28 protein-coding genes and 1 pseudogene are annotated in these 26324 nt (G+C 44.6%); 3 read left to right on the top strand and 26 right to left on the bottom strand.

Translation table 11 applies throughout. The annotated features are described in order from the left end of the window. Window positions 1-902, bottom strand: a pseudogene (locus BLA28_RS26015) (PAS domain-containing protein); the annotation flags it as partial. A 226-nt stretch (window positions 903-1128) separates the two neighbouring features. Between BLA28_RS26015 and BLA28_RS26010 the strand changes: the two are divergent. After that, on the top strand, window positions 1129-2571 hold the full coding sequence (locus BLA28_RS26010; protein ID WP_069157064.1) for a GntR family transcriptional regulator: 1443 nt from the start codon (window positions 1129-1131) through the stop codon (window positions 2569-2571). After that, window positions 2564-4081 (top strand): carboxypeptidase M32, encoded by a 1518-nt coding sequence (locus tag BLA28_RS26005; RefSeq protein ID WP_330388782.1) that lies wholly within the window; start codon window positions 2564-2566, stop codon window positions 4079-4081. The genes BLA28_RS26010 and BLA28_RS26005 overlap by 8 nt, the downstream gene beginning before the upstream one ends. 45 nt (window positions 4082-4126) lie before the next feature. On the opposite strand, the gene BLA28_RS26000 is transcribed toward BLA28_RS26005, so the two are convergent. From BLA28_RS26000 to BLA28_RS25965, 8 genes are all read right to left on the bottom strand, one after another. Then, window positions 4127-5443 carry a DUF6070 family protein gene (locus BLA28_RS26000; protein WP_069157063.1) on the bottom strand — a complete coding sequence of 439 codons (1317 nt, stop codon included), beginning with the start codon at window positions 5441-5443 and terminating at the stop codon, window positions 4127-4129. 323 nt (window positions 5444-5766) lie between these two features. Then, on the bottom strand, window positions 5767-6513 hold the full coding sequence (locus tag BLA28_RS25995) for a hypothetical protein (RefSeq protein WP_069157062.1): 747 nt from the start codon (window positions 6511-6513) through the stop codon (window positions 5767-5769). Further along, the gene (locus tag BLA28_RS25990; RefSeq protein ID WP_069157061.1) at window positions 6506-7378 is read right to left on the bottom strand and encodes a DUF1700 domain-containing protein; all 873 of its coding nucleotides are present in this window, start codon (window positions 7376-7378) and stop codon (window positions 6506-6508) included. Before BLA28_RS25990 ends, BLA28_RS25995 begins: the two co-directional genes overlap by 8 nt. Continuing rightward, window positions 7375-7701, bottom strand: a complete 327-nt coding sequence (locus BLA28_RS25985; RefSeq protein WP_009253471.1) for a PadR family transcriptional regulator — start codon at window positions 7699-7701, stop codon at window positions 7375-7377. Before BLA28_RS25985 ends, BLA28_RS25990 begins: the two co-directional genes overlap by 4 nt. A gap of 162 nt (window positions 7702-7863) precedes the next feature. Next, window positions 7864-9378 (bottom strand): alpha-N-arabinofuranosidase, encoded by a 1515-nt coding sequence (locus BLA28_RS25980; protein ID WP_069157060.1) that lies wholly within the window; start codon window positions 9376-9378, stop codon window positions 7864-7866. Window positions 9379-9427: 49 nt separating this feature from the next. Continuing rightward, window positions 9428-10420, bottom strand: a complete 993-nt coding sequence (locus tag BLA28_RS25975; RefSeq protein ID WP_069157059.1) for a LacI family DNA-binding transcriptional regulator — start codon at window positions 10418-10420, stop codon at window positions 9428-9430. A gap of 173 nt (window positions 10421-10593) precedes the next feature. Next, on the bottom strand, window positions 10594-11436 hold the full coding sequence (locus BLA28_RS25970; RefSeq protein WP_069157058.1) for a 5'-3' exonuclease: 843 nt from the start codon (window positions 11434-11436) through the stop codon (window positions 10594-10596). 2 nt (window positions 11437-11438) lie between these two features. Next, the gene (locus BLA28_RS25965; RefSeq protein WP_069157057.1) at window positions 11439-11966 is read right to left on the bottom strand and encodes a GNAT family N-acetyltransferase; all 528 of its coding nucleotides are present in this window, start codon (window positions 11964-11966) and stop codon (window positions 11439-11441) included. 183 nt (window positions 11967-12149) lie between these two features. Here BLA28_RS25965 and BLA28_RS25960 point away from each other — a divergent pair, with 183 nt between their 5' ends. Beyond that, window positions 12150-12671, top strand: coding sequence for a GNAT family N-acetyltransferase (locus tag BLA28_RS25960; protein WP_069157056.1), 522 nt, complete (start codon window positions 12150-12152; stop codon window positions 12669-12671). Between the two features lie 50 nt (window positions 12672-12721). On the opposite strand, the gene BLA28_RS25955 is transcribed toward BLA28_RS25960, so the two are convergent. The 17 genes from BLA28_RS25955 to BLA28_RS25865 all read right to left on the bottom strand — a co-directional run bounded on the left by BLA28_RS25955 (window position 12722) and on the right by BLA28_RS25865 (window position 26297). After that, entirely contained in the window at window positions 12722-13708 is a 987-nt protein-coding gene (locus tag BLA28_RS25955) for an aminoglycoside phosphotransferase family protein (RefSeq protein WP_069157055.1), read from the bottom strand. Between the two features lie 11 nt (window positions 13709-13719). Further along, complete coding sequence (locus BLA28_RS25950; protein ID WP_081329951.1) at window positions 13720-14310, bottom strand: type 1 glutamine amidotransferase family protein; 591 nt, start codon at window positions 14308-14310, stop codon at window positions 13720-13722. Window positions 14311-14475: 165 nt separating this feature from the next. Beyond that, the gene (locus BLA28_RS25940; protein WP_069157052.1) at window positions 14476-15312 is read right to left on the bottom strand and encodes an NADAR family protein; all 837 of its coding nucleotides are present in this window, start codon (window positions 15310-15312) and stop codon (window positions 14476-14478) included. A gap of 16 nt (window positions 15313-15328) precedes the next feature. After that, window positions 15329-16420: a helix-turn-helix domain-containing protein gene (locus tag BLA28_RS25935; RefSeq protein WP_069157372.1), complete on the bottom strand. Its 1092-nt coding sequence runs from the start codon at window positions 16418-16420 to the stop codon at window positions 15329-15331. A 249-nt stretch (window positions 16421-16669) separates the two neighbouring features. Beyond that, entirely contained in the window at window positions 16670-17461 is a 792-nt protein-coding gene (locus BLA28_RS25930) for a TatD family hydrolase (RefSeq protein WP_069157051.1), read from the bottom strand. A 14-nt stretch (window positions 17462-17475) separates the two neighbouring features. Further along, a complete protein-coding gene (locus tag BLA28_RS25925) occupies window positions 17476-18507 on the bottom strand; it encodes a suppressor of fused domain protein (RefSeq protein ID WP_071699654.1) in 1032 nt (343 codons plus the stop codon). 167 nt (window positions 18508-18674) lie between these two features. Then, entirely contained in the window at window positions 18675-19160 is a 486-nt protein-coding gene (locus BLA28_RS25920; RefSeq protein ID WP_242880585.1) for a GNAT family N-acetyltransferase, read from the bottom strand. 456 nt (window positions 19161-19616) lie between these two features. Beyond that, window positions 19617-20297, bottom strand: coding sequence for an HAD family hydrolase (locus BLA28_RS25915; protein WP_069157048.1), 681 nt, complete (start codon window positions 20295-20297; stop codon window positions 19617-19619). 290 nt (window positions 20298-20587) lie between these two features. Beyond that, on the bottom strand, window positions 20588-21343 hold the full coding sequence (locus tag BLA28_RS25905) for a hypothetical protein (protein ID WP_069157047.1): 756 nt from the start codon (window positions 21341-21343) through the stop codon (window positions 20588-20590). A gap of 23 nt (window positions 21344-21366) precedes the next feature. Further along, window positions 21367-22017, bottom strand: a complete 651-nt coding sequence (locus tag BLA28_RS25900) for a hypothetical protein (protein ID WP_069157046.1) — start codon at window positions 22015-22017, stop codon at window positions 21367-21369. 21 nt (window positions 22018-22038) lie between these two features. Continuing rightward, complete coding sequence (locus tag BLA28_RS25895; protein ID WP_242880583.1) at window positions 22039-22872, bottom strand: TraX family protein; 834 nt, start codon at window positions 22870-22872, stop codon at window positions 22039-22041. 96 nt (window positions 22873-22968) lie between these two features. Beyond that, entirely contained in the window at window positions 22969-23274 is a 306-nt protein-coding gene (locus BLA28_RS25890; protein ID WP_069157370.1) for a hypothetical protein, read from the bottom strand. 46 nt (window positions 23275-23320) lie between these two features. Beyond that, window positions 23321-23818: a YbhB/YbcL family Raf kinase inhibitor-like protein gene (locus BLA28_RS25885; protein ID WP_009253488.1), complete on the bottom strand. Its 498-nt coding sequence runs from the start codon at window positions 23816-23818 to the stop codon at window positions 23321-23323. Window positions 23819-23846: 28 nt separating this feature from the next. After that, window positions 23847-24161: a nucleoside triphosphate pyrophosphohydrolase gene (locus BLA28_RS25880; protein ID WP_044964361.1), complete on the bottom strand. Its 315-nt coding sequence runs from the start codon at window positions 24159-24161 to the stop codon at window positions 23847-23849. 27 nt (window positions 24162-24188) lie between these two features. Then, on the bottom strand, window positions 24189-24515 hold the full coding sequence (locus tag BLA28_RS25875; protein WP_069157045.1) for a hypothetical protein: 327 nt from the start codon (window positions 24513-24515) through the stop codon (window positions 24189-24191). Window positions 24516-24535: 20 nt separating this feature from the next. Next, on the bottom strand, window positions 24536-25561 hold the full coding sequence (locus BLA28_RS25870; RefSeq protein ID WP_069157044.1) for an NAD(P)/FAD-dependent oxidoreductase: 1026 nt from the start codon (window positions 25559-25561) through the stop codon (window positions 24536-24538). A 109-nt stretch (window positions 25562-25670) separates the two neighbouring features. Further along, window positions 25671-26297: a hypothetical protein gene (locus BLA28_RS25865; protein WP_069157043.1), complete on the bottom strand. Its 627-nt coding sequence runs from the start codon at window positions 26295-26297 to the stop codon at window positions 25671-25673. Window positions 26298-26324: the final 27 nt, after the last annotated feature.

Genomic DNA, 26324 nt, shown 5'->3' with positions numbered 1-26324 from the left:
CACAGCACAGTACTCATATCCCTGCCGTCCAGACGGAAAATTCCTCCTGGTATGGAGCTCAGAAGAGCATCCCTTTCCTGATCCTTCTGGGCCAGCTTATACTCGGTGCTGAACATGTCATGGGAAAGCTCAATTCTTGCCCGGCGGCCTTCCCAGTTGATTATCCGGTCTTTGATCATGAAAGTCCGTTCCAAAGCCGGATTATAAAACTTCCACTCATAAAATTCATCTTCCCGCAGACGGTCATTGGTGCAGAAGGGGCAGGGACTCGTCCTTCCCTGGATTGCCTCATAACACTTTTTCCCGATCAGGCTGGCAAGAGGATATCCCAGGGTATCACAGGAATGCTGATTCAGATACAGCAGCTCATAAGTATCCATATCGCTGATATAAACATTTCCCACATAGGTATCCATCATCCAGTGGAAATACTGCTGATTCTGCTTATAAGCACTGAACTGCTCTTCCTTTTCCTCTGACAGACGGCTGATATCCGTAAAAACAGCCTGGAGCAGCGGCCCTTCTTCCTCTTCTGCCGTCACCAGGCTTCCGGAAAAACGGAACCGGCCGAAGCTTCCGTCCTTCCCCGGCATTCTCACGGAAAGTTCACTGCCCTTCCCTCCCGTCTCACGAAGCCGTTCCAGTTCCTTCTTTATATTGGCGAAATCTTCCTCATAGCCGGCAAAATACTCACGCAGGCTTCCGAAGGATTCCGTATATTCTTCCTGTTTATATCCAATACTGCTGTAATAACAGCCGTTTCCCCAGAGGAAGGTCAAATCCTCATCCGGAAGGCAGCAGATAACGCCCACTCCCAAGCCTTCCATTATATCCGGGCATGTGACTGCCGCTTTGGGAAAGAGAGAACCTTCCTCTTTCCTTATATCATTTTTGTTTTTCATATTTTTATCACCTGTGCTGTTTATCACGACAGTATGAAGCCCGATTGCCCATACCTTAATCATATTATACTATATCACATTATATCTGTGTTACGGTAAAAAAACAAACAATTTTTTCACCCTAAAAGGCGGTTCTGTGGTATTATAAATTAGTATTTGCTAACGGCTCCTTCCTGGTGACAGAACGGGTGATGGAAGGTAATAAAGAAGGAAAGGAAAACACGCCATGTCTAATTACAACAGTCAGGAACAAACTATATACCGCAACCTCGCAGGAAAGATACAGCTCGGTTTTTATGACGGCGGTGAACGATTTCCTTCGGCAAAGGAAATTGCCAGCGGATATCAGGTTTCCTACTGCCCTGCCCAAAGGGCTCTTAAGATGCTGGAAAAGGACGGCCTTATAAAGCTCTGCCGCGGAAAAGCGACTCAGATTCTGGCAAAACCCTATGAGGATTATCTGGGAAACCCGGTATTCCTGCAGCGTTCCGCAGCGCTCCTTGACCTGTGCGAAGGACTGAAGCTGATCTCACCGGCCATCTGCTTCCACAGCCTGCACGCCCTGGATTATGAAGCCCTTTCTGAACCCCCGAAAGAAGAAGGGACCGCCAACGCAGTCAGAAGCCTTTACCGGCAGTTTGATCAGGCCCTGCATGCTATCGGCAGCCAGACTGCCCTGAATCTGTATTATGACGTAGGCTCCTTTGTGGGAAGCGCTTTTCTGGATATCTTCTGCTCTCCCTGCGGAAAAGAAGAAACCATGCGTCTGTGGCAGGAAATAGAAAATGAATACCGGGAATGTGCCATACAATTCAAAGCAAATGATGGGGAGGCTTTCCAAAAACGTCTGGATCGCCTGAACCATTTGTTTTTTGACAGGATTATTCAATATCTGAAGGATCTTCCGGCCCAGGAGGGAGAACAGATTCCCTTCGTCTGGGAGCCTCATAAGGGGCGCACACGTTACTGTGATTTCGTAGCCATCGACATGATATGCAAGATCAGCCAGAAATTCTACCCCGTGGGGACGCTGCTTCCAAACGGAGCCGTTCTGGCGGATATTTACCATGTTTCCGAAATTACCATACGTCGAACCATCAGCCTCATGAATCAGCTGGGCGTCACACAGACCTTTAACGGCGTGGGAACCCGTGTCATTTCCGAGGGAGATGCATCCATTCCGCGCAAGCTTAAGGATCTGACCCTTGACAGCAACTTGAGAAGCTTCCTGGATGCCATCCAACTGTTAACCATTCTTGCGGAGCCAGTAATGTGCCATACCTTTCCCCATATCCCTGCCGATACGCTGGACAGACTGGCCGAAGCCGTCGGTCAAAAAGGCCAGAAAAAGGCAATGGTGGCTGCGATAGGAATGGTTCTTCAGACAGTTGTCCGTTTCAGCCCTCTGGCCTCCCTGCGCGAAATATACAGTAAGCTCACCCATCTTCTGCTGGTAGGAAGTATTCTCCGGCTGGATGAAACCGGAGAGGAAACGGTTCCCGGCTGGCCTGAAATCGCTTCGTCCATCCGCGAAGGCTGCCGTTCTTCCCGGAGTGACATACTTGCGCATGCCTGCCGCGCATTATTTGAAAACTGCTTTGCCTCCACCAAACTCTCCCTTTTGGAAATCGGTGTCCAGGGAGTGGAGGATATCGTCGGATTTGATTGAAGGAGAAATGATGAACAAGACATTGGAAAATTTTAAAGAATATCTGAAAAGGATAAAGAAATACGAACAGGCATCCGCCCTGATCAGCTGGGATCTTCAGACCGCGGCTCCGAAAAAGAGCCTGGAGGGCAAACTGGAAGCCCTCGGCTTTTTCTCCACGGAAGCCTTCCGGCTTTCCACCGCGGAATGCTACGGCGATATGCTGAGCGAACTCTCCCGCCCGGAAATTTTTGATACCCTGGATGACGGCATGAAGGTCACCGTCAGACGCGGTTACAGGGATTTCCAGCGTTTCCAGCGCGTTCCCCAGGATTTCTATACGGAATACGTAACCACCTCCGGCCGCTCGGAAAAGGTATGGGAGGAAGCCAAGCTCGCCAACGATTTCCGTATTTTCGCTCCCAGCCTGGATAAAATAATTGCCATGACCAAAGAATATGTGGGTTATATGGAACCGGACAAGGATCCTTACGAGGTACTCCTGGATATGTACGAGGAAGGGATGGACAGCGTCACAATTGACGGCATTTTTGCGGAATTGAAGGAAGGGCTGATCCCGCTGCTCGATAAGATCAGGGATGCCGGCAGGCCTGATTTATCCGCCCTGGAAGGGACATACGACATCGATGCCCAGAAAAAGGTGCAGAATCTGCTTCTTTCTTATATCGGGTTTGACTTCGATGCCGGAGGAACGGCAGAGAGTGCGCATCCATTCACCGCAACCCTGTGCCGCGGAGATATCCGGGTTACGAATCATTATCATGAGACGCACCCCATATCCTCTATCTTCAGTGCCATCCATGAAGGCGGACACGCTATCTTTGAGCAAAACATTGATTCCTCTCTCGCGGATACCGCAGCAGAGACGGTAAACCTGATGGGCCTGCATGAAAGCCAGTCCCGTTTTTATGAAAACATCCTTGGACGCAGGCCTGCCTTCTGGATTCCTATTTACGGAAAACTGGGCGGACTTCTGCCTCAATTTAAGGAAGTTCCCTTTGATACCTTCTGCCGGGCCATTAACGACGTACATCCCAGCTATATCCGCACCGAGGCCGATGAGGTAACCTACTGCCTGCATATCATCCTCCGGTACGAAATGGAAAAAGCGATCTTCCGGGATCAGGTTCCCACCGATCAGCTTCCGGCTCTCTGGAATGATAAAATGGAAGCCCTGCTCGGCATCCGTCCGGGAAATGATGCGGAAGGGATCCTTCAGGATATGCATTGGTCCGACGGTTCCTTCGGCTACTTCCCTTCCTATCTGCTGGGAAGCGTTTATGACGGCATGTTTTTAAACCAGCTGGAAAAGGAAATGGGAAATACGGATACTATCCTGGAAAAAGGACGGATCCTGGAAATTACCGCATGGTTGGAGGAAAAGATACACCGTTATGGCAGCATGTATAATTCCCGTGAAGTGATTCAGCGGGTATGCGGCTGTGAAATATCCGCCAGGCCGCTGCTGGATTATTTACAGTCTAAATACAGCAGGATTTATGGGTTCTGATCTTTATTATGATTCTGCTTCATTCCCTTTATGAGACAAGATTTATTAATCTGAAACCGGTATTTTCAGTTCCTTTTCCTCTATGGAATTAGACAGATACCTGAAGCTTCCATCCTTCTGCGGCTGCACCAGAAGCCTGTTTGTAAACGCACAGTCGGAATTATAATCCGGCCAGACACCGTCTACAATAAGGGTAATGGTGCCGTCCGCATTTCGGGTATAATCAACCACCTCTCCAAAAGGAGGATGCTGACGGGGCAAAAACTTTTCATAAGGGTAAGAGCGGCTGCCTTCATCATAGCCGCAGTGCTGTCTGAGCTGCTCCGGCGTCACCGGAAGGCAGGCCGTCATCACCTCTTCATAAATGTCGGCCGGGATTCTGTCCCTCTCAGGCTTTACATTTTCCCCGTAATAAATCCGATACAGATCTTCAAACAGGCTTGGCGTCAGAATCTCTTCCACATTGCTGCTGTTCCAGTCCGTAACCAGCAGTTTGTAATCCACATAGCTGAGGCCGGAAACGTAGGTTTCCGTCAGTTTCCTGCACTCCCCGGATAAGGGTTTCACCCGGAAATATTCCCGCAGGTTACCGTGGGCCACCACCTCTTCATTCGTATAAATCAGATAGCCCTTCCCGGTGAGCTTCATTTCTTTCAAATTATTGGTTCCGCTTCCCCTGATCCCGGGAGTTCCTCCTTCATCCCATCCAATGGCTGTAAAATGAGTCTGCAGCACTCCCTTGCGGTATACAAATGTCAGCGCACTCATTCCGCCTTCCGGATCTACATAGAAAATGGTGATAAGAGCATCCTTTCCTTCCTGATAAGCCGCATAAAAGTCTTCTACTTTTTCATAATTTACCATGTTTATGTTATCGGCAGCGCTGACAAGGCCAAGCTCTCCAAGCCTGGCTGTGATGGCTGTCTGCTGTTCCCTTGTCAGAAGAAACGTATTGTTTTCTCCTTCGGATTCCCTTTCAGTAGCCCTAATGTCTTTATAAAGCTCACGGCAGTATTCCGCCGCCTCCAGCGCTTCCTTCTGCAGCTGCTTTTGTTCATCTTCTGTCAGAAGGCTGATTGTTTCCTGAGGAGATACCTTACTTCCACCTGCTGTTTCCTCCTTCGTCCCTGACGGCGCAGTTCCCCATACCTCTGTTCCTGATGCTTCTGATCCTTCTGCTGCCTCTGAACCCGTTCCGTCTGCTTCTGCATCAAACGCTCCCAAAGCCTCCGGTTCCCGCGCCTCCTCTGTTGTCAGTGTATAGGCAGGCTCCTCTTTCAACAAAAAAGCCGCTGTTACGAACAGGAGCAGAAGCAGGAGCAAAAGGCCCTTTGTCTTCTCAGGCCATTCTATTTTCTTCACGTTCTTTTTCTCCCTGATTTCTCTGTAGTATTATTGCATATCTAAATCTTACATTTGTAATATTTATATGTCAAGGAAAATATATCCATACCGTTCCTGTTGCTGTCCACACCATACGGGTACGTACAGCAACTGCATCCTCCCGTTAAGGCTGCCTTCAGCGAGGGCTGAAGGCTTTCAGCCTATGCCTTTGGGCCGGGCCTGAAACGAAAAACGGAACATGGGCCTGCCCGTCAGCATATTTTTCTCCGGGCTTTCCTCATGCTCCCTCTTTCCGCCTTCTTCACCGCAGTCTTACTGCCGCCTCATCCGGATGAATTGTGTCAATACATGGTCCTGTCTTCAATATAATCCATCATTTCAGGATTTACCCGGATTTTTACATCAGTAATGTATGCCGTTTCAAAGGAATTGAACTTTTTGTTTTTCATATCCTCCAGTATCCTGTCCTTACTTCTCAGAAAGAGTTCAAACTCATTTCCTATATAGTTCGTACCCAGTTCCAGATGTCCCACTATCCTGGATTTCTTTTTTTCTTCCGCCGTTTCTCCTGTCACTGCTTCTTCTGCGGCGTCCGCTTTTTCTCCGGCATCTGTCTCTTCTCCGACGTCCGCTTCTTCTCCGGCATCTGCCTCTTCTCCGGCGTCCGCTTCGTCAATTGATGCTTCATTTATTTCCATTCCATTTCCTGTTTCCGTCTCTCCCGCTTCAAATATGTCCTCTTCCTCCAGCCCTTCCTCCGATTCCCAGTAGTACAGGTGCGGAATAGTCAGTTTGCTGTTATAAGTAACATCGTAGCAGACAGTGCCCATGGGAAGGGTCTCATCCATTACGAGCTTGCTTGTCCCCCTGCTGGTTCCCCAGTTCGTGGGATTCAGAGCAATTTTTTCTCCCGGAACAGGATCAAATTCATACATCAGCTCTCCCGTTACCAAATATTCTTCTCCCAGCATCACAGTGCCCCCATATTCCATGGAGCTATATTCCCCAAAAGCGATTCCAGTCCCGATACCTCCGCACAAAACCCCTGTGGTAAAAACCGCCAGCAAAATTACATGTATCTTACGCATGAACCGTTTCCTCCTCTTCGTCCGCTTCCCTTACTGCTGTTCCTGTACTTTCCCCTGCCTGTCCTTTCCTGCGGATAATCAGGGTAAAGCACAGAACCGTAAAACTGCAGGTACACATCGTCAGGCCCAAAACTGCCAGAAGGATTCCCAGGAGCGGATATCCCATGGCCAAAAGTACAATTGTCGTCCCCAGGATAAAAATACAGACACAGGCAAACAGGCCGGTGAACAATCCCGCACAGGTACAGAACACATTCCATATGGCTTTGACACACCACATTACCGCAGCCGCGCATCCTCTGCACATCATACCAATAACCGAAAACAGCGTAATTCTTTTCTTATTCTCCATTTTGTCCCGTTTCTCCTCATGTTCCCTGCTTCCGAAGGAAAGAAGCCTGTTTTTCTTTAGATTCTCATTCCTTTTTGCCGCCTTTTTTTCTTCCTTCTCTTCCGTATTCTTCTTTCCGCTGAAAAGATTATGGATGGCTGACCCGCATTTTCCTGCCCATTTCTGCACAAACAGCCCGATATTCTCCAGACCCCGCAGGAAACCCTCCCATCCCTTTTTACAGGAATCCGAGATTTTCCGGCCGGCCCTCATGACCGCATTCTTATGACTCTCATTTTTTTTCTCCGGCTCTTTATTCCGGTCAAAATCGGCACGGACATGGTATGCCTCCAGAATCTCGGCCGTCAGCTCGCCGATATCTCCGAAATCAGCGATAGCCGCCTCTTCTGTCATTGTCCCGGCTGCCTTCAGGTCGATATGCTGTTCGTACTCACTCAGGATATCCTCCAGTTCATTCTCATCAAGAATTGACAGCCTTTCCCGTAAAATATGTAAAAATTCCGCCTTATTCATTCTCTCCCTCTTTTCTGTTCCTCCAGGAATGAACAGACCTTCTGATTAAATTCATTCCAGTCACGTTCCAGACTGTCCCTGTACAAGATGCCAGCCGCCGTGATATGGTAATATTTTCTGGGCGGTCCTTCTGTGGATTCCCTAAGATATGTTTCAAAATAATGCTCATTGGTCATCCGCTTCAGCAGCGGATATATGGTTCCCTCATTCACATCCACCACCTTGGAAACCTCTTCCACCAATTCATAGCCATACATATCCTTCTGTCTCACAGATTCCAGGACAATCAGCTCCAGAACTCCTTTTTTAAATTGTGCATTCATCGCTTTATCTCCCTTTAAAGACATCATATCTTCACTACTATGTAATGTCAAGTACTAATATTTTAAAAATACTAAAATCTTTTGCACATCTAAAAAAGATACCGGAACGGTATCCCCCACCGTTTCGGTATCTCTCATTTTCTGAAGCTGTTTTAACTAATCTTATACACGTGGAATTGTAATCACATTAACGGAATGCTTCCTGATTATCACCGGCTGATTCACATCCTGCATTGATTCATGCGGACAAACATGATCCGGGTCGCCAAACGTATTGGCATCAAGGATCGAATCGCTGTAAAGTTCTGTTTTTTCCATGGTGCTTCCTATGTTCTGCGCATGAATATCAAGGAATAATTCACAATCGTCGTTAAGGGATTGGTTTACCACGGACACGTAGATATTTTTGCTGTCCATGGTAGCCACCGCATCAATTGCAGGAATATCCTTATCCACAATTTTACCGGAGGCATTATTATTCTTATTGTCGATATTCGCACCAAATGATAAATGCCCTATATCATGAATGGTAATGGAACTGCTGCAGTCAACATCCGTACGAATCAGATGGCTGCCTGTATGGTTGGAAAGCATATCAAAGACATGGTACTGTGTCCTCTTCAGACAGCCCTCTTTTGTAACGCTCAAAGCACCGGTAATATTTACAAAAGTCGAATACATCGCCATCTTTATGGTATCACAGTTCCTTAATATCATATTTAAAATCAGGGCGGTTATGATCGCATCATGAAGGTTATAGGTACTGTCCTCATTGACCGCGTCAAAGCTCCAGCCGAACATATTCCATTCATCCCACGCTACCTTGATATTATCCTTGATACCGTTCTGTCCGGTAATAATCGAAGCCAGAGTCAGCTTGTGGCGTTCTTCCATTTGATAGGGAATATACAGGGTCTGCTCGTATTGTTTGGAGATATCGCCGAATTCTTCCCATCCCATGCCGTAGTAATGGGCGGATATCATATCAATATAGGGCTCCAGCTTCTTTACCACGGTATGATTCCACTCTGCATCCTGTTCCATGCCGCATGCCACCAAATGAATGCTTTCATCCACTTTTTTCATCGCTTTTGCAAACTGGGCGGCAGAGCCGGCGTATTCCTCCGCTGTCATGCTTTCCATCTGCCAGACTCCGTACATTTCATTGCCTAACCCCCAGTACTTAACCTGGAAAGGCTCCTCATATCCGTGAGAACGGCGCAGATTTGCATAATAGGTATCCTGGGTGCCATTACAGTATTCCACCCAATTCATGGCTTCTTCTGCGGTTCCGCTTCCCATATTGACACATATCAATGGCTCGGCTCCGGTTTTACGGCAGAGCTTTATGAAATCAGCCGTGCCGAACTGGTTGCTCTCTGATGCGCCCCATGCAAAATCGAATTTTTTGGGACGATTCTCCTTAGGGCCTATGCCGTCCTCCCAATGATAACTGGAAACAAAATTCCCGCCGGGATACCTTAATACAGGAACCTTTACCTCCTTCAGCAATTCAATAACATCCGTTCTAAATCCGTCTTCATCGGCAAATCTGCTTTCGGGGTCATAAACGCCGCCATAAATATTTCCAAAGGCATGCTCCATAAAATGACCGAAAATTTTACGGTCGATTTCTCCCGCTTTTTTACTGCTGTCAATTGTAATATTTGCTTTCATATAAGCACCTCCTACGCTATTTTTTCTCACACTTACAGCCGGATAAATATTATAAGGAATTTCCTTCGATTATCTGACACGGAAAAGCAGTATCCTTAGGTATGTCACTTCCATGAATCATATCCATTAAATACGCAAAAATCTTCTGTGCCATTTCCGACATATGATAGCCCACCGTCGTTAACTGAGGGGAAACATATTTACGGATGGACATATTATCAAAACCCATGATACCGACATCTTCAGGAACCTTCAGGGATTGCTCCCTGAAATGAGTCAGGACTTCCAGGGCAAACACATCGCAAATGCATAAAAACGCAGTCTTTTTTCCCTGTCCCTGGCGGTACAGAGCATCCATACGCCTGAAATCCAGCCCCTCGACAATCAAAGGCCCCTCTCCCTCGTTAATCTTGTTCTTCTCAATCCCCTCTATGTATCCTTTTTGCCGTTCCTGCAGGGTATATACGTTAAGTCCGCTTTTCACCTTCTTAGTTATTGAGGAGTTGACCAATATTACCCTTTCATATTGACAATCTGCGATATAGCCTATCGCATCCCGCATGGCCGACTGGGCATCCACGCCGACATAAGGAGTCTCATCCGAAATTTTATTATAAATAGAAATAACCGGGATGTTGATTTTAAGCTCCTGATAATCTGACTGCTTTCCTACCGGAAATACTATAATTCCGTCCACCTTCCGTTCCAACAGATAATTGATACCCTTTATTTCCTCTTCTTTTATTCCGTGTGTTAATACCAAACTGATAAAGTATCCCTTTTCTTTGGCAATAGTCTCGATAGTGTCTACTAAAGCAGCAATAAAATCATTGTTGAGGTCAAAGAAGATCAAACCTAATGTCCTGGTCCTTCCTCTCGCCAGACTTTGTGCAATCCGATCCGGCTTATAGTTCACCTGCTCCACTACTTCCATGATTCTTTTCTTGGTTTCCGGATTAATTCCGGCCCTATCATTAATCGCGCGATCTACCGTTCCTTCAGAGACTCCGCAAAGTTTAGCAATGTCCTTTATTGTCGCCATAAACAAATCACTTCCTAATGTTATCGTGTGCGCACACAATCAATATAAATTCAGAATAACACACAGATCATATTTGTCAATAAGATTTTGTATAATTAAATTATATGGATGGTATAATGACTGAAGAATAAATATATTTTCAAGAAATGATTACAAGGAATAGGGAATCTATATTATCTTAATTTTATCTCTTTTAAAACTTCATTTGTCGTAATTCCATTATAGCTGTACTTTAATTCATGCAGAACAAACGGCAGCGGCACTTTGCTGCCAAGCTTGATAAGACGATAGTTTGTCTTTAATCGTTCCGCGTTCCTGATAACCGAATCTTTTATAAACGGTTTCTCTATCTTTTCTGCATTGGCAAGAATATTATCAAGCGTACCGAATTCGTTAAGCAGATAAGCTGCTGTTTTGGGACCGATTCTATCTGCTCCTTTTATGTTATCCGCTGTATCTCCTGTAAGTGATTTGAAATCAGCATATTGCGATGGAAAGATACCATATTTTTCCTCTATGTAATCAGGCGTGCAGATGAAAGTTTTATCCCCGCGATACCGGAGTACAGAAACGTTATCTGTTATAAGCTGGAAAAAATCGCTGTCGAATGACGATATGATAATCTCCGTTTCCTTTTCGTAGGTTCGGGCATATCCTGCAATTAAATCATCTGCTTCACAAGTTACCGTTTCTGTATGCTTAATGCCGAGATAATTAAGAGCCTCATATACATCCGGCAGCTGCGAAAAAGGATTTTCTTCTTCCGGAACGGCACTATAATCAACCCGGTTTGCTTTATAGTCAGCATCGAGAGCAGAACGGCTATTTTCATGCTCGCCATCAAACACTGCTGCTATAAATGTGGGCTCTGTCTTGCGAATGATTTTCAGTAATGCGCCGACAAAACCAAGCGTTCCCTGAATAGGCTTACCCTGTTTATTTACTATTCTTGCAGGCATACCAAAAAACATTTGAAATAATAGATTGCTGCCGTCAATAATCAGAAGTCGATTCATAATCATTTCCCTCTTGTAATCTCATAAAAGCGATACAGTTCCTCTTTATCGTCGTTTATATCCTTATACCTCTTTTTTTCAGTCAATATAAAATTGGCTTTTTCAACCACTTTCCAGGATGATATATTTTCATCTCTGACTGTCGCTATCATCCTGTGTACGTTATAATTGCTGAAAAAGAATTCGATATATGCTTTTACAGCTTCTGCCGCATAACCGTTCTTCCGGTATTGTGCACTCATAAAATATGTAATTCCTGTCTCTTGAAGGTCATCATAATAGGAGCACCCAACAGAACCAACCACAATGCCTGAATCCTTTAAAGTTACCGTATAAGCCAGATAATCCATTAAAGGATTATCTCTGAGTGTAAGCTCCTTTGCCTCGGCCACCCATTCTGCCATCCAGCTGCCGCAGTCCTCATCAAAGCCAATATCATTCAGACTTCCATCTGCCGCCATTTCAGCAAATGGTACTTCATCTTCTGTTTGCAAATCCCTGATTACCAGTCTCTGCGTCTCAATCAGCATAACCCAAACCTCCATACCTTTCCATTTATCCGGTTTTTCCGTAATTATATTATATCACTCATTCCTTCGATCTTTGCAAAAACATATTGGCTTCTTTTAAAAATCAGGTATAATAGAAACGGAATATTTACAGAATGTACAGGAAAACCCGATAACAAATAGTGTTGGGAAAAGCGAAGGATAATGATGAAAATAGAATACAGAAAAGGAAACACCGGAGATTTGAAAGAAATCTGCACTCTCATTAAGGGGGCAATTGTAAATCTGGAAAGGCATAATATTTTTCAATGGGACAATCTGTATCCAGATGAAGAAATCCTGCGGGAGGACATTATAAAAAAAGAGTTAAACGTGGGAATTATCAGCGGCAGAATCGCCTCCATCTATGTTCTGAACCAGGAAAGTGATGATGACTATATAAACGGGCGGTGGGAATATGCAGATCTGCCGTATTGCGTAATACACCGTTTATGTGTGAATCCGGATTTCCAGAATATGGGAGTCGCAGGAAGGACAATGAAACATATAGAAGGTGAAGTCCTGAAAATGGGAATAAAAGCCATACGGTTAGACGCTTTTACGGAAAACCCATTTGCATTGAAGCTCTATCATAGTCTGGGTTACCGGATAACAGGCTATGCGGATTGGAGGAAGGGACGGTTCTGTCTCATGGAAAAATATCTGGAGCTGCCGGAACCCGCCTGATAATACAAGGGAAACGGGAGCATGGTTAAATGCCCATGCTCCCGCTTTCACTAATTGGATAACTGTTTCAGCAGTTCATCTTTGATAGTATGATAATAAATAATACGCCGGAGGGTTTCATGCACCTGTCCGATGCCCAGTTTCCTCTCTTCTTCACTTCCGCATTCTATGCGCAGAGCTCTTTTTACATTATACTCCAACCAATCCAGCCAGCTGAAGCCGATACCGTATATCGCATTCCAATTCGGATTAAGATCCCCGTATTCCTTCTTATAGGCGGAAATAAAGGCGTTCAGAGATTCATAATTCATACTGCATACCGTGCCGCCGGACCAGCTTAAGCCCAGCTGGAACATTTCCGAAAGCGGATTCCCATAATCCAGGCATTCCAAGTCGATGATGACCGGCTTTCCGTCCGTCCAAAGCACATTTTTGCAGTCCATATCCCCGTCGCAGATGCAGGATACCGGCGGAAGAAGCCTTAATGCGGAATTATACTGTTCCTGGCAATAGTACAGCAGATCCCTGTTTTTTTCCAGTTCTCCCGCGATTTCACGGCATTCTGTGTCCGCCGCTGTGACATAAAAATCCCAGTCGGCACAGATTTCCTTTATGTCGGAAGGTTCTTTTACCTGCCGGATTTTATGAATCCGGGCCAATAATGCACCGGCCTCTCTGCAATGCTCCGCTTTTATCTCATCCCATGCCAGCGCTTTCCCCTCTATCCAGTGAAACACATAAAAATATTGGCCGTCCTTGCACTGCATCTTACAGCCGTTTATTTCCATTGCAGGAATTACCGGAATTTTATTTTCACACAACTCTTTTTCCAGCAGCTCTGCTCTCCGGTAATTCTCAAATACATCCGGCCTTTTCATGATCACAGGATTCAGCAGCTTCACGGCATACTTCCCAGATGCAGTTTCCAGTTTATACATCTCGTGTAGATAACCGCCTGTCACCCGTTCTGCCGGCGCTGTCAAAGCTCCCATGCTTAATTCTTCCGCAATCCCATGAAAAAAATTGTGTTTATCCATAATTTTCCCATCTAGCGCACCGCTCCGTATTTAAAGTTATCAAACCATTGGCCCATTTCCTCGTCACTGTCCACTTTCAGCAGCTTGAAAATTTCATAAGCGAACTCTACAGCGGCAGTTTCATTGGCAGTGATAAACCCGCCGTCAGCTACCACCTGGGCCGGTACATACAATTCCTGTCCGGTATAGCCATCCTGATTCAGGAACAGTTCCAAACTGTCTCCCGTGTGTTTCACATGATTCAGAAAACCATGCCTGCACAAGTATGTTGTCGCCCCGCATATGGCTGCGATGGGTATGCCCTCGGCAGCAAGCAGCGTCAGGAATTCGGTTATTTCATCATAATCGTTTTCTTCCCAGGAAAGGCCTCCGGGAAGTATCACTATTGCGGTATTGCTGAAATCCCTGTAATCCTTGATACAATAATCAATCTCGGTTTTAAGGCCGCCCATGGATAGCATGGACTCACCCTCTGCAGCAATAGTTTTTACCGTATAGTCCGAAAAAGAATTAGCCACTGCAATGGCATAAGCGGCTTCCCAATCACACCAGCGATCTGTTAAAAGAAGCAGGATTTCATTTTTATTCATTTTAGTTGTCATTTTTCCTCCATAAATCGAATGCCGGGAGGACTATCTCATGGATTCCCTCCCATGGACTTGTATCAAATTCATATAATTCTTCATAAAAACCATCTCCTTTGCTTAATGAATATCTATGATAAACACAGGCAAAACCTGTGACAGAATGTTCTGCTAAAAAGCCCGTTACCATTCCTGGAAAACCACTTCATCCTCAAACTCACGCAGTCTTCTGATTTCTTCCCTGACTTCCATCAGCGCGAATCCCAACAGATTCTGTCCTCTCCAGCCTGTCACATCCACTCCGGCGGCATGCGCCTGATCCAGTCCGATTCCCCATATGTCATCATAAGGGCTGGCCTCCGCCAGCAGGCTGTCTCCGGTGCCAAGAAGATAGGAGCGCTGCTCCTTCAGCTGGGAAAATTTATAATAATTTCCGGTCAATGCAATGGGGACTCTGAACCTTTCCCAGACGTCTTCATCAAAGCCCTTCACCATGCGCCCCAGCTGTTTTATTTCAGAGGGATCGGCAGACTGCATGATCTTCTTTTCTGTTTCTGAATCTTCGAATAACCTGGCCTTTCCGGCCATCAGATATTGTTCCATACAGCAATAGGCCACATGCCCCACATGGAACTCTGCCTGATACCACTGGCTCAGACATTCTTTTCCGGTTTTTCCCTCTTTTCCGGGCTGATGTCCCCAGAAGAAAATAATTTCCCGTTCTTTTCCTGCCGCTCTTTCTTCCCGAAGCTTTTCCATGGAATAATGGCGGCAGGTATCCCTGTTCCATTGATACGTCCAGAAAGTATGATAACGCATAAGGTTATACTCTGAAAGACTCCAGCAGACAGGCTCCGGAAATTTTCTGTTATATTCCTCTTTTTCCTCCCTGCTTAAGGTATGGAACCATCTGTAAAATTCATCCCCATAGCTTTCTCCGTAACCCATTCTCCATCCGATGCTTCCATTAGGTATATGGGGATACATAAGCCATAAGGGCGCCATCCCTTTTTTATCCATTTTCCTCCTCTGAGCCTCATTCTTTTGCTCCGGCAGACTCCTTCCGGATATCCTGTTTTAATTTTTCTACAGCCTCCTGAAGCTCTTCCCTCTCCAGAAAGCCAGTAAAAAAATCATCGGTTAAAATACTATTCAAGAGCATCTGTTTCATTTCCAGGGTAGTGACCGACTGTCCCTCTTCTATGTGAATCGTAGGAGAAAAAAGAAGAGGGTTTGGTTCCTGCATAGGACTGATGGAAACCTCCACCATTTTAATCAGGCTTTTCAGCGCATCCTCCGGCCTGTCCATTCTCCTGTAGGCCTCTACAAAAAAGCCCTCGCTCACTCCGCCTCCAACGCCGAATATTTCTTCCAGCCTATGATACACCCCGCATATTTCCAGCACTTTTTCGTTATCGGTTATCATTCCGCCGTTCATCAGAGTTGTCAGGCACATCAGCATCTGACGCACGAGCACGTACAAACGGTGCTGGGTTACCTCCAGGGCCTTCTCAGGTTCTTTTTTCTTCAGATACAGCTGCATCCAAAGCAAGGTGCTTTCCGTGCTGTTTTCAGGCAATTCCTTCAGCAGAAGCTCCGCTTCTTCAAAATCCTCCTCCTGTATGGCGGCTGCCGCCAGGCCCGACACAGCGCCCTGCCAATATTGGGGATTCCCGGATATACGTACCTCTTCAAACAACTGTTTCTTCTGCATCTGCCAGGCTTTTTTCTTTTCAGGACTTTCCATGGGAAAAATCATGAGAAAGAAATTCAGTACCGTAGTGGCATTGTATTTAAGGGCGCTGCTGGAAGGATACGTATGAAGCTGTTTCTGCAGCATTGCCTCCGCTTCTTCCTGTTTCCCTGTCCGGGCTTTCTCCAAAATCTCATTGAGATATTCATCCAGTCTTTCCTGAGACAGTTCTTCCTCAAATTGGAGCAGCGTATCCACATTGGTGTCTAAAGCCCTTGCAAGCGGACACAGCAGTGCAATATCCGGGCAGGAAGAACCTGTTTCCCATTTACTCACCGCCGGTGCGGATATCCCCACTAATTTTGCCAGCTGCTCCTGAGTCATTCCCTTTTCCCTGCGCAGTTCGGAAATGCGTGTTCCTAAATCCATATTCATAATGAAGGCTCCTTTTCTTTTATTATCTGTTCCGATAAAAAAAGTATAGCTGTGCATACTGTGTTGCACAATGGAGGCGCCGTTAACCGACAGACGTGAATTCTTAACCGACGGTTATTTTTTCTCTCCATATCTGCACATTACCATTTATGGATTTGACCGGCTTATGGAATACAGGTAATGCCTCATGTCTCCATGATAATACCGTGCGGTAAACACCGCTTTCCTGGCCTCCTCATATCCACCGTCTTAAAGACCGAAGAATTTTTTAGTATTTTGCAGCGTGATACGCCGGACTTCTTCCGTATCAGTTTTCTTTATCTCTGCAATCTTTTGAGCCACATAAGCTATATTCCACGGGACATTCCTGCTCGATAATCCTTTTATATTTCTTGGCGTCAGATAAGGGGCGTCGGTTTCTATCATCAGTCGTTCCATCGGAATCAGTTTCACTGCTTCCACCGCATCATGGTTCCTGCGGTCATCACAGATCCAGCCTGTTATACCGATATAGCACCCCAGCTGCAGGTACTGCCGGGCCATATCCTTCGAGCCTGTAAAACAGTGAACGACGCTTCGGCTGCATACTGAAGGATGTTCCTTCATTAATTTTATGAAATCCCTTCCTGCATCTCTTTCATGCAGAAACAGGGGCAAATCCATTTCTTCCGCCAGTTCCAGTATATCAGAAAAGCATTTTTGCTGATTTCCTTTCGTGGAAAACATACGGTCGTAATCTAGGCCTGCCTCACCCAGGGCAACGATATTCTCTTTATTTTTCCGGATAAATTCCGTGAAATCCCGTTTGTAATCGGGATTCCATCTGTCCGCATTATGAGGATGGAGTCCGCAGGTGCACCAGACATTTTCCGGGTGCTTTGCCTTCAGATAGGAAGCCGCATCCTTATTTGACCGCATATCGGTTCCCGTTATGATAAGTCCTACGCCTTTTTCCAGGGATTCCTCAACTATCTTATCCCTGTCGGAGGCGAACTGTTTTCCCATTAAATTTATGCCAATGTCTATATATTTTAAGTCCATAGTTAAATTCCTTTTTAACGGATCACTTCCGTTACCTTCCCATCCGAATCCAATATTTCCGTAGGCTCCAGCTGCAGTGTCAGGGGCATGGATGTAAGCTGCCAGCTGCCGGCATGGGGCTGAAGGAGGGCACACAGCTCTGATAATGCCTGTTCTGTCAGCGTAAGCTGATACAATTCTCCATCCTTTTCAATTCCGGACTGTGAGCCCGGACGGAAAGAAAAAGCGGCATCCCGGCTTTGGATAAACAGTTCACGCCCTTTTCCTATGCGGGCGCGGAGCATAAGCGGCAGGTTCTTGGTGCATATCGCCCCTAAAGTCAAAGTTCCCCGGCCATCCTCCAGTCTTACCTCTCCCTTTTCCACATAAAGGAAGCCGGTGGAAGATCCATCTGCCTCCACGCCTGTTTTCCATGCCTTATGAAAGGCCGGATTTTCCATCAGGGACGGCCGGTCGAGTACGGTGATACAAAGAGGGAGATATTTTTCCATCTCCTTCAAGGCCTTCTCCACATTCCAGCATACCATGGCATCCAGTTCGTCCCTGGTGATTGCCACGGCCTGGAGAAATACCATATGTCCGTTAGGAGTGTCCATTTCTCCCAGTTCCGGATCCACCCGAAAAGCCAGTGCCATCAGCAGGGTATCCTCTTCCAGCGCTACTGGCCCGTTGCAGTCCAGATGATGTCCTGATCCGAACACATTACCGGATGAAAAGACATAACGGGCAAGATTTTGGAGGAGGTTCACCGGCCATACCGGAGGCTCTTCCTCATTTCCTCGTTTCAGCCGGAAGGTCAGTTCAAAACCATAGCCGCTGACCTGAGGATCATCACTTTCTTTATCGTACAGTTCCGTAAAACCATAAGTTACATAATGCCAGTGTGGCATGCCTTTTTCACTCTCCCAGATTTCCACACCGTCCAGGGGATCGTTTCCTCCCAGCCTATAGGGCAGCAAGGTACCGTAATAGAAACTCTTTTGATCCGGATACTGCTTTTTCATAACATCGGCAATGGTATCGAAGCCTTCCGTTTTTTCACTCATTTTTTGTCCTTATCCTTTCTGACAGTCCTTCTGTTTACAGTACACACATCTCCTCTGCCGCTGTCCTATTTTCGTATGTGTTTTTTTCAGAATGGACATTTTCCCTCGTCGCATGTCTGGTTTTATATTAACACACTAACCTTTATACCGCAATGAAGGCGGCTTTATCAGCCGCCTTCAGAATATTCTCCTTTGGCATAAAACACAATATCCATTCCGTCCTTAATACGTATGGTCTGACCAGTCTTTTTATAAGCCATTTTTTCGTATAAATAGCATAGCTTTTCTTCCTGCAGTATGGTGTCAAGCTCCCATCTTACAGCAGCGGGATACCGTGTCTCTGCCAATATCATCGCCTTTTGCGCATAGCCATGCCCCTGGTATTGCGGCAGAATGAAAATCTGCTTCAGCTTGCACAGGCTGTCAAAATCACATACTCTTAATGCGCCAATATGCTTTCCATCCAAAGAAATAAAATAAAAATCCGTGATTGGCTCCATCAGTCTCTGTACCGTTCGCTCCGGTTTTTCCGCTCCCGGGCTATAATCAAAATCCTGATATTTATTCAGCAATGCCTTAAACGATTCTATCTGCAGATCATAAATTTCTCGGGCATCACTTATATCCGCTTTTTCCAGTGTGATTGTCATCATTTATACCTCCATCAGGAAAAATACAATCTATCTGTTTCTCTGAAAGGAATATCTTTTCACATTAAAAAGCCATACGTATTTTGATACTTATCAATTAGTATTGCCAGATTATGGGCAGGGCTTATATAGGGGATCGCTTCCCCTGTAAGCAGGCCAATGGCAGCAAGCAGCGATAATGTACCATAACGCACATATCCATAATCCCGGTATATGCAACTATTCCTATCTGCACCTGAGTTTGGCGGCCTGTCCTCCGTGGTTGCCCCAATTACCTGGTAGGTTTTTGGTGTGCTTTGTTCACGACCCAGGTGATATCAGAATCGGTTATTTCAGGCTTTCTACCCCGTCCTTCGCTGTTATGGGTACAAAGTAATATAGCACAGGAGATTTTTTATTGATATCCTCACCATTTCCACTTATTCTATTCTCCCAGCATAGCTAAGATCCGACTTTTCATTAAAATGATTTAACTATTTCACCCAATTCATCTAGTGATGATATTACATAGTCAGGAATACTTAACAACTCCTGTTTATCTATATTTTTTCTATTAATAAAAATCGTTTTCATGCCCACTGTTTGTGGTCCTATAATGTCATCATCTATAGAATCCCCTACAAACAAGCACTCTTGCGTTTTCCATCCGGTTGCGCTCAGTATTCCTTCATAAAACAATTTCTTTGGTTTGTATTGTTTCAATAACTCTGAAGTAAAAATGTATGGTATCTCATTCAATACAGTATTTTCAATATTTTTCATCAGTGGATATGTATCTGTTGTAGAGCCGATTGCAACATTATAATGATCGAGAAGCATTCTCATTACATCTTCTACATCAGCAAATAATTCTCTCCCCAACAATGAATCTAACATTGGTTCAATCTCACATTTTGCATCCCCTTCAATATTGTACTCCTTGAACAACACATCCAAATCCTTAATAAAAACATCTTTTTCAGTGATAAACTCCTCACTTTCTTTTGTGTGAATTCGATGCACTTCTTTCCAACGTTTATATATTTCTTTAGTGCTTTGTTTTAAATGATACTTATCAAATATCTTGTCAGTCGCTTCTAAAGAACCCATACCAGTAGATACCAACGTTCCATATACGTCAAAAATAATATTTTTGATCATACAATGGTTTTCTCCTTTACTCCTTTTTTATAGACAATTGTTAAATGCCGCACTCCATTGATTTTACCGGATTTTCTCCAAAACCATTGTCAGTCTCATGTTTGGTAAAACGAAAATACCGGCTGAAATCATAATAAGAAGACCTGTAAAAGTATTTTAAAGCGGTGCCAGATATTGCTTGAACTGGACGAAAAACGGGGAACAGGACTTACCCATGCCCAGATTGCCCGCAGCTATGCAGTTTGCCCTTCCACCATAACAAATATCATCCAGATTGAAACATCTTTTTCCTACTCCTCTGAAGTTACATACTTTTGCATGATATCATCCGGTATTTCAATCTCATATTCACAAATCAAATCTCCATTCAAAACGGAATGAACCACTTTCCCTCTAAGATCTCTGTCCATAAATGCTTCTGCAAAGTTCATCACGTGGCCCAGGCTGCAATTACATAAGACAGACGACACCACATTTTCTGATAAAATAGATTCCTTTGCAAAAGGACAGTGACAGGCATGATATCGCTTCATTTTTTCATCAGTGACACTTAAATACTCTTTCATATTGCAGGGGAATGCCATGCAATACAGTTTATTTCCCTTTCTCTCAGGCGCTAACATTTTCGGATTTTCTTTTATAAACGTTAATACCTCATCCGTGATCTCCTGTCCGTAAAAATCCTTTTTTTCTTTGTTCAATTCAATAAAGCCATTCAGTTCATCACTCAAATGCTTCTTCAGAAAATCATCTAAATTTCCTGCTTCCATAAATTCTTTATGAGCCCACTCACATTGAGACGGATGTAATCCATGCCTGACTTTATACAATATTTTCTTTAAGGTTTCTTCATCTGTCATTTCTTCAAGCCGCTTCATAAACAGATACATATTATGGCATTGGCACTTACATTCTGAATCTATGTCAGGTAACTCAATATTTTCAACGAGCTCATTCCAAAAGGATTCTCCCAATTGTGCGCAAATTTCTCTTTTAAAAGTAGTTATCCCAAATTTTTCGTCGTAAACTATTTTAGTGTCTCCCATATCTTTTTCTCCTGAAGTATCATCTATCTTTCCCGTTTCATTGCTATTTCCCTATACTGTTCTGCCATTATTTCATATTCTTCTCTTTCGAATTGCCAGCCAGTGTCCCAAATCCATTCAATATTCTGCCCGTTCTGCATATATGGCTTCAAATAATTCCGTAATCTTCGTATATGTTCCTCGTAACTGTTTTCACTTACCCATTTCCAGTACTCCGAACTTCCATATTCCTCTAATGCTATGTTGTCGCCATACCTTTCCCAATCCTCATCTGTATAAGCCTCCAGACAAAGAATCCCGCTTTGCCCATAATCTTGTGCGCTGATATTGGATTTATCCAACACTCCAATCCGATCCCAGTACACCGCATTTTTCTCCTTACGGATATGCGCCACTATGACAATACAAGACAAATCGCAGTCATCCTCACATACAAGAACAGGTACATTCAGTTCTTCACAGCTGTCAGCCATTTCCCATATAAAATCATTTTCCCACTGCCATATCAGTTCTCCGCTCCATGCGGGAAGCAATCCCAACAGCGAACCAAAAGCAGAGAGAGAACCTGTGTTATTGCGGTCCAAATACACGGTTATGGGTTCGTCATCAATCACCCAATAGTATTCATAATAATCATAGCATGTTTTTATATATCTGACCTCAATATGGTTCATCTGCACAGCCCCCAATGCGTATCAAGAACAAAAAAGTGTAGATATAATATATAACACCCCAATATGGAGCGGATAGAAAATGTAGAAGAAATTTTTCATGCCCCTTCCCCGTTCTCCATTGTATAACGCAATCGGTATAGCCGCAAAACACATCATCCACTGAAAATCTCTGTCCACCACATATACGGCAGCAGAGAAAATCAGCAAAACCAAAATCTGTATAACCCTGTGTTTTCTGAAAATATAAAAGGCCAGTCCCAAAACAACCAGCGCTGCGCCACCCTCGACAGCCAATATGTTGGGAATCAGCAGTGAGAGGGTTACCAACATCCTTATAACCGCAAACGGAATATTCTCATTGTAAGAAAGGGCTGCGACAAAAAGCAAAGGCAATGCGCACAAAACCGGGATAAAGCAGAACAATATTGCTTTTACCGCCTGCATTGGCTTCCTGTCACGTATACCCTCAACCAATTTATCCCAAAACAGCATATATAAGCCCGCCACAAAAAAGGTACTGAAGGCATTGTTCATTAACACGACATTATCGTTTGGCAGCACCTTTTGCAGCACAAACGTAAAAACCGTCATTCCCCAGCTTGCGAACAGAAGGCGCTGTAAGTATTTCTTTTTGTTGTGTGTATAATGAAAGCTTTCGGATGCCGCAAATAAGAAAATAGGAAACACAAGTCGTCCTGCCATAGTAAGCCATATAGGTGCACCGACAGAGACAAACATCTGGTGAATGTGATCCAGAAACATCAAAACAACTGCAAGCAGCTTCAATGTTGTGGCATTAAGCAGCTTCCAATTACAAGTATTATCAGGTGAATTTATCACATTTGTTTTTTCCAATTTGCATTTCTCCCGTCCATATCCATTACTTTCAGAACACATTCTGTCAGATAAAATCATCTTTTACCGCTGCTATATCAATTAGGAATTGATAAATTACCAGAGTCCTAATATATCAAAATCACAACAGCTGAAATCTATTATCTTATTCCAGTCTTTTTCTAATACAATTCCGTCCATTTGTTCTGCACTATATAATTTATCTAATGTAGTGCAGTTATATTCACCGCTTTGCTTTTCTGCATTACCACATCGCTGAAAGGAACAATGATCTTCATAAATAATAATCATATATTCATCCGGCTTATCAGCAAAGGTCAGAGTCAGTTCTGCTTCCCATTTATGTTCATTTATACATTTCAATAACAATGCTTTTATTTCTTCAAATGTGTACTTCGGCATTTCGTACCTCTCAGCATTTCTCCGTTTTTCCCCACACTCTGTATTCTCATTTCCGTTTGTATTTTCCCATAATGCTTCCCTGCTGAAGCACATGCCCTTCCATGGCTTCAGTAAGATCCTTTTTCACTGATGCGGCTGTCAGATCCAGAAAACAGTCCAGTACATAAATACGGAATACGTACCGGTGCATATTTCTGATAAAAACCGGCTGTTTCGGCCCGCGGTATTTGTTTTTGCCATAAGCAATCCCCTGTCTGGCATTTCCCAGTCCGGGGATTTCCGGTCCGTGAGGAATCTTTTCCGGTATCTCCTGCATTGCAGGGATATTCCAGATCAGCCAGTGATTATAGGCCGGAAGGAAAGGAATATCCAAATCATCCATAATAATGGCTATGGAAACAGCCTTTTTACTGAGATTGTGAAGCCGGAAATCCGGTGACATGTCTTTGCCAAAACCGGTATAATCTACCGGCATATACTGGCCATCCTTAAATGCATTGCTCGTAACCTTCAGCGTATTGCTGTCTGCTTCTGTAATTGTCATATTATCTCCCGTTTCTCTTCTGTTTTTGTTATTCCTTGGAGATCAGATATATCCTATCTTCAAAACCTCCGCGTTTCGCGTGCTTTTTTTCATACACATCCCTTAATTCCTGTTCGGAATAGCCTCTGGCCTTACAAATAGCCAGCATGACCTCAAAAACATCGGCAAGCTCTTCCAGAGATTTATCTTCCTGATATTCCCGGATTTCTTCGTCTAGTTTCCTGTCCAGCTCTTTCAGGTATTCCTCCTGTTCCAATATCCGGAATACCGGTGTTTCTCCCTGCTCCCGAATCATTTCCGGTATTTTGTCCCGGACGAGTTTATGGTATTCTGCTGTACTCATTTGCTGATTCTCCTGTTTTCTCTTAAGCTATGCACGAAGCGATCCATCGATCTCAAATTCTTCTTTAGAATGGCCTTTTATCAGTATACCATAATGAGAACCATATGTTCCCCCGGGATTCAGCGCGGCAGTTTCCCTGAGGCCTTCCCGTCCATATTCAATACCTCCAATCTGTACCTTACGGACTTCATTGCCTTTCGCATCCAGATACTGCACCTCGTCCTCCACATGAATGCTTCCCTGCGTCACTTCTCCCGCCAGTACACAGTCTCCGTTCTTCATGGCGAAGGTATCTTCGATGCGAAAGAGAAAAGGTTCCCCTGTCTTTTTCTTTTTACTAAATAAATGAAACATGGCTTTATCATCCTTTCCTGTTATTCCATTTCCCTGAAGGTTTCTGTAATCCCGCCGACAAAGCTCCATTGCCGCCGCATATAAGACTGCAGGGAAGCCGTTCCGTCACGGTAGGCTTCAAGCACTTTTTCCGGATATTCAAAATACATTGCCGCCGCTTCCGCCGCCTGGTATCCGCTTTCCATCCCTGCGGAGATGCCTTCCCCCATGGGATTGAGAAAGCCTGCGATTTCACCAGCAAATAAAATCCGGCCTCTGCCGTAATCAACCGCACAGCCGGGACGGATATGGGGCATAAGCCACTTTTCCGCTTTGGTCTGTTCCTCTATGTACAAATGGTGTTCCTTTTTCATATAGGATAGGAATTTCTCATAATAGTACTCCGTTTTTTCCGGTTCCTTTACCGATACCCCAAGTACGAGAAGTTCATCCTTCACGTTAAACCAGGCGTCGTATTGGGATAATTCAGGCTGAAGATAAGCATAGAAATAATGGCTGTCAAGTTCGATGCTTCCCCGGTTAAAGGTCTGAAAGGTCGTTATATAACCGTCTGTTCTGCCCATTATCTTTCTTTTCAATGCTCCCACCACGCCCTCGCAGTCCAGGACATATCTCGCTTTTTCCGTATACGTTTTATCCCCATGCAGAGTAACAGACACGAATTCTCCCCTGTCTTCACAGAATACAGCCGTCGTACAGTCTCTCAGCTGCGCCCCTCTTTCCACAGCTTTGCCGGCAAGCCAGTTATCAAAGCCGCTGCGCCAGACATTCAGCCCTTCCTGCTCGAAACGGTATTCTTTTCCTTTATCGTTGGTAAATATCATCCCTCTGTTATCTGTGGGTGTACACATGGTATGCAGAGGGGTTTCCTCCCCAAAATAAAGCCTTACCAAATCCATGGATTTTTTTATCAGGACGCCTGAGCAGGATTTATATCTGGGCAGCCTGCATTTTTCCACAAGCAGTACCTTCAGCCCCCTTTCCGCTAACTGTGCGGCAGCCGTACAGCCCGCAGGCCCTGCCCCTATAATAATAAAATCGTACATTATCTTACCCCTTTTTCCAAACATATAATTGCTGTCCTGTTAATCATATGAGGTTTTCCGTACTTTATCAAGCCAATTTTCCTGCTTGAGAGTATTTACTTGACATTACTTACTTGAGATTACCTAATGCTTTTTTCAGTTTCTGCAGACGATTAATTTGAGATTTGTGCAAATATTCCATCCTTTTATCAATCACCTCTATAAAACTATCTCTGTTATCTTTATCTACGCAGACTGCGATACGTTCGGCATGCTGAGCTGTTTCCTTTGGCCTGCACGTCTTAAGGTGTTCTAATAATACAGGAAACAGTTCTTCCTTATATTTTTCATTTGCTTTACAAAGCCCTGCCAGGACGGAAACACAGTTGTCCACTGTAATAACGCTGCCATTCTCAAAAGCCTGCAGCAGTAAGGCTATCCTCTCATGTATAGCCTCCGGAACCAGTTCCGCTATTGAGGCTAAAGCAGTCATACTCCCCCAGACCAGTCTGTTGCTGCGTGAGTTTAAAAGATTTATAAACACATCTGCATATTCGGCAATCAAAGCAGGATTTTTATCTCCGATTTCATATAAAACCTTAATACAATCATTCGCAATCCGCTTATCCTTGTTTTTCAGGCCTTCAACAATTTCTTTTATGCCTTCTGCATTGTTTTCCTTACATAGCTGCTGTGCCAGCTCGATATTGGGGAGCTCGTCATTTCTTCCAAGTGAAAATGCCAGTTTTTCAATCATGTGCTGCCTCCATTCATTTATTCTCCG

The organism is Eisenbergiella tayi (assembly GCF_001881565.1).
In the GTDB taxonomy this organism is placed as follows: Bacteria; Bacillota; Clostridia; order Lachnospirales; family Lachnospiraceae; genus Eisenbergiella; species Eisenbergiella tayi.
This window is presented reverse-complemented; position numbering and strand designations above follow the sequence as displayed.

What these genes read in the sequence shown, in the direction of transcription:
- BLA28_RS25975 (WP_069157059.1), bottom strand. Translation starts at nt 10,420, where the DNA reads ATGGCGACAATAAAGGACATTGCTAAACTTTGCGGAGTCTCTGAAGGA.
- BLA28_RS25885 (WP_009253488.1), bottom strand. Translation starts at nt 23,818, where the DNA reads ATGACAATTACAGAAGCAGACAGCAATACGCTGAAGGTTACGAGCAAT.
- BLA28_RS25940 (WP_069157052.1), bottom strand. Translation starts at nt 15,312, where the DNA reads ATGGATAAAAAAGGGATGGCGCCCTTATGGCTTATGTATCCCCATATA.
- BLA28_RS25985 (WP_009253471.1), bottom strand. Translation starts at nt 7,701, where the DNA reads ATGAATGCACAATTTAAAAAAGGAGTTCTGGAGCTGATTGTCCTGGAA.
- BLA28_RS25890 (WP_069157370.1), bottom strand. Translation starts at nt 23,274, where the DNA reads ATGCCGAAGTACACATTTGAAGAAATAAAAGCATTGTTATTGAAATGT.
- BLA28_RS25880 (WP_044964361.1), bottom strand. Translation starts at nt 24,161, where the DNA reads ATGAGTACAGCAGAATACCATAAACTCGTCCGGGACAAAATACCGGAA.
- BLA28_RS25950 (WP_081329951.1), bottom strand. Translation starts at nt 14,310, where the DNA reads ATGACAACTAAAATGAATAAAAATGAAATCCTGCTTCTTTTAACAGAT.
- BLA28_RS25900 (WP_069157046.1), bottom strand. Translation starts at nt 22,017, where the DNA reads ATGAACCATATTGAGGTCAGATATATAAAAACATGCTATGATTATTAT.
- BLA28_RS25960 (WP_069157056.1), top strand. Translation starts at nt 12,150, where the DNA reads ATGATGAAAATAGAATACAGAAAAGGAAACACCGGAGATTTGAAAGAA.
- BLA28_RS25995 (WP_069157062.1), bottom strand. Translation starts at nt 6,513, where the DNA reads ATGCGTAAGATACATGTAATTTTGCTGGCGGTTTTTACCACAGGGGTT.
- BLA28_RS25920 (WP_242880585.1), bottom strand. Translation starts at nt 19,160, where the DNA reads ATGATGACAATCACACTGGAAAAAGCGGATATAAGTGATGCCCGAGAA.
- BLA28_RS25935 (WP_069157372.1), bottom strand. Translation starts at nt 16,420, where the DNA reads ATGAATATGGATTTAGGAACACGCATTTCCGAACTGCGCAGGGAAAAG.
- BLA28_RS25865 (WP_069157043.1), bottom strand. Translation starts at nt 26,297, where the DNA reads ATGATTGAAAAACTGGCATTTTCACTTGGAAGAAATGACGAGCTCCCC.
- BLA28_RS25930 (WP_069157051.1), bottom strand. Translation starts at nt 17,461, where the DNA reads ATGGACTTAAAATATATAGACATTGGCATAAATTTAATGGGAAAACAG.
- BLA28_RS25905 (WP_069157047.1), bottom strand. Translation starts at nt 21,343, where the DNA reads ATGGGAGACACTAAAATAGTTTACGACGAAAAATTTGGGATAACTACT.
- BLA28_RS26010 (WP_069157064.1), top strand. Translation starts at nt 1,129, where the DNA reads ATGTCTAATTACAACAGTCAGGAACAAACTATATACCGCAACCTCGCA.
- BLA28_RS25970 (WP_069157058.1), bottom strand. Translation starts at nt 11,436, where the DNA reads ATGAATCGACTTCTGATTATTGACGGCAGCAATCTATTATTTCAAATG.
- BLA28_RS25875 (WP_069157045.1), bottom strand. Translation starts at nt 24,515, where the DNA reads ATGTTTCATTTATTTAGTAAAAAGAAAAAGACAGGGGAACCTTTTCTC.
- BLA28_RS25870 (WP_069157044.1), bottom strand. Translation starts at nt 25,561, where the DNA reads ATGTACGATTTTATTATTATAGGGGCAGGGCCTGCGGGCTGTACGGCT.
- BLA28_RS25925 (WP_071699654.1), bottom strand. Translation starts at nt 18,507, where the DNA reads ATGAGTGAAAAAACGGAAGGCTTCGATACCATTGCCGATGTTATGAAA.
- BLA28_RS25980 (WP_069157060.1), bottom strand. Translation starts at nt 9,378, where the DNA reads ATGAAAGCAAATATTACAATTGACAGCAGTAAAAAAGCGGGAGAAATC.
- BLA28_RS25915 (WP_069157048.1), bottom strand. Translation starts at nt 20,297, where the DNA reads ATGATCAAAAATATTATTTTTGACGTATATGGAACGTTGGTATCTACT.
- BLA28_RS25965 (WP_069157057.1), bottom strand. Translation starts at nt 11,966, where the DNA reads ATGCTGATTGAGACGCAGAGACTGGTAATCAGGGATTTGCAAACAGAA.
- BLA28_RS25990 (WP_069157061.1), bottom strand. Translation starts at nt 7,378, where the DNA reads ATGAATAAGGCGGAATTTTTACATATTTTACGGGAAAGGCTGTCAATT.
- BLA28_RS25955 (WP_069157055.1), bottom strand. Translation starts at nt 13,708, where the DNA reads ATGGATAAACACAATTTTTTTCATGGGATTGCGGAAGAATTAAGCATG.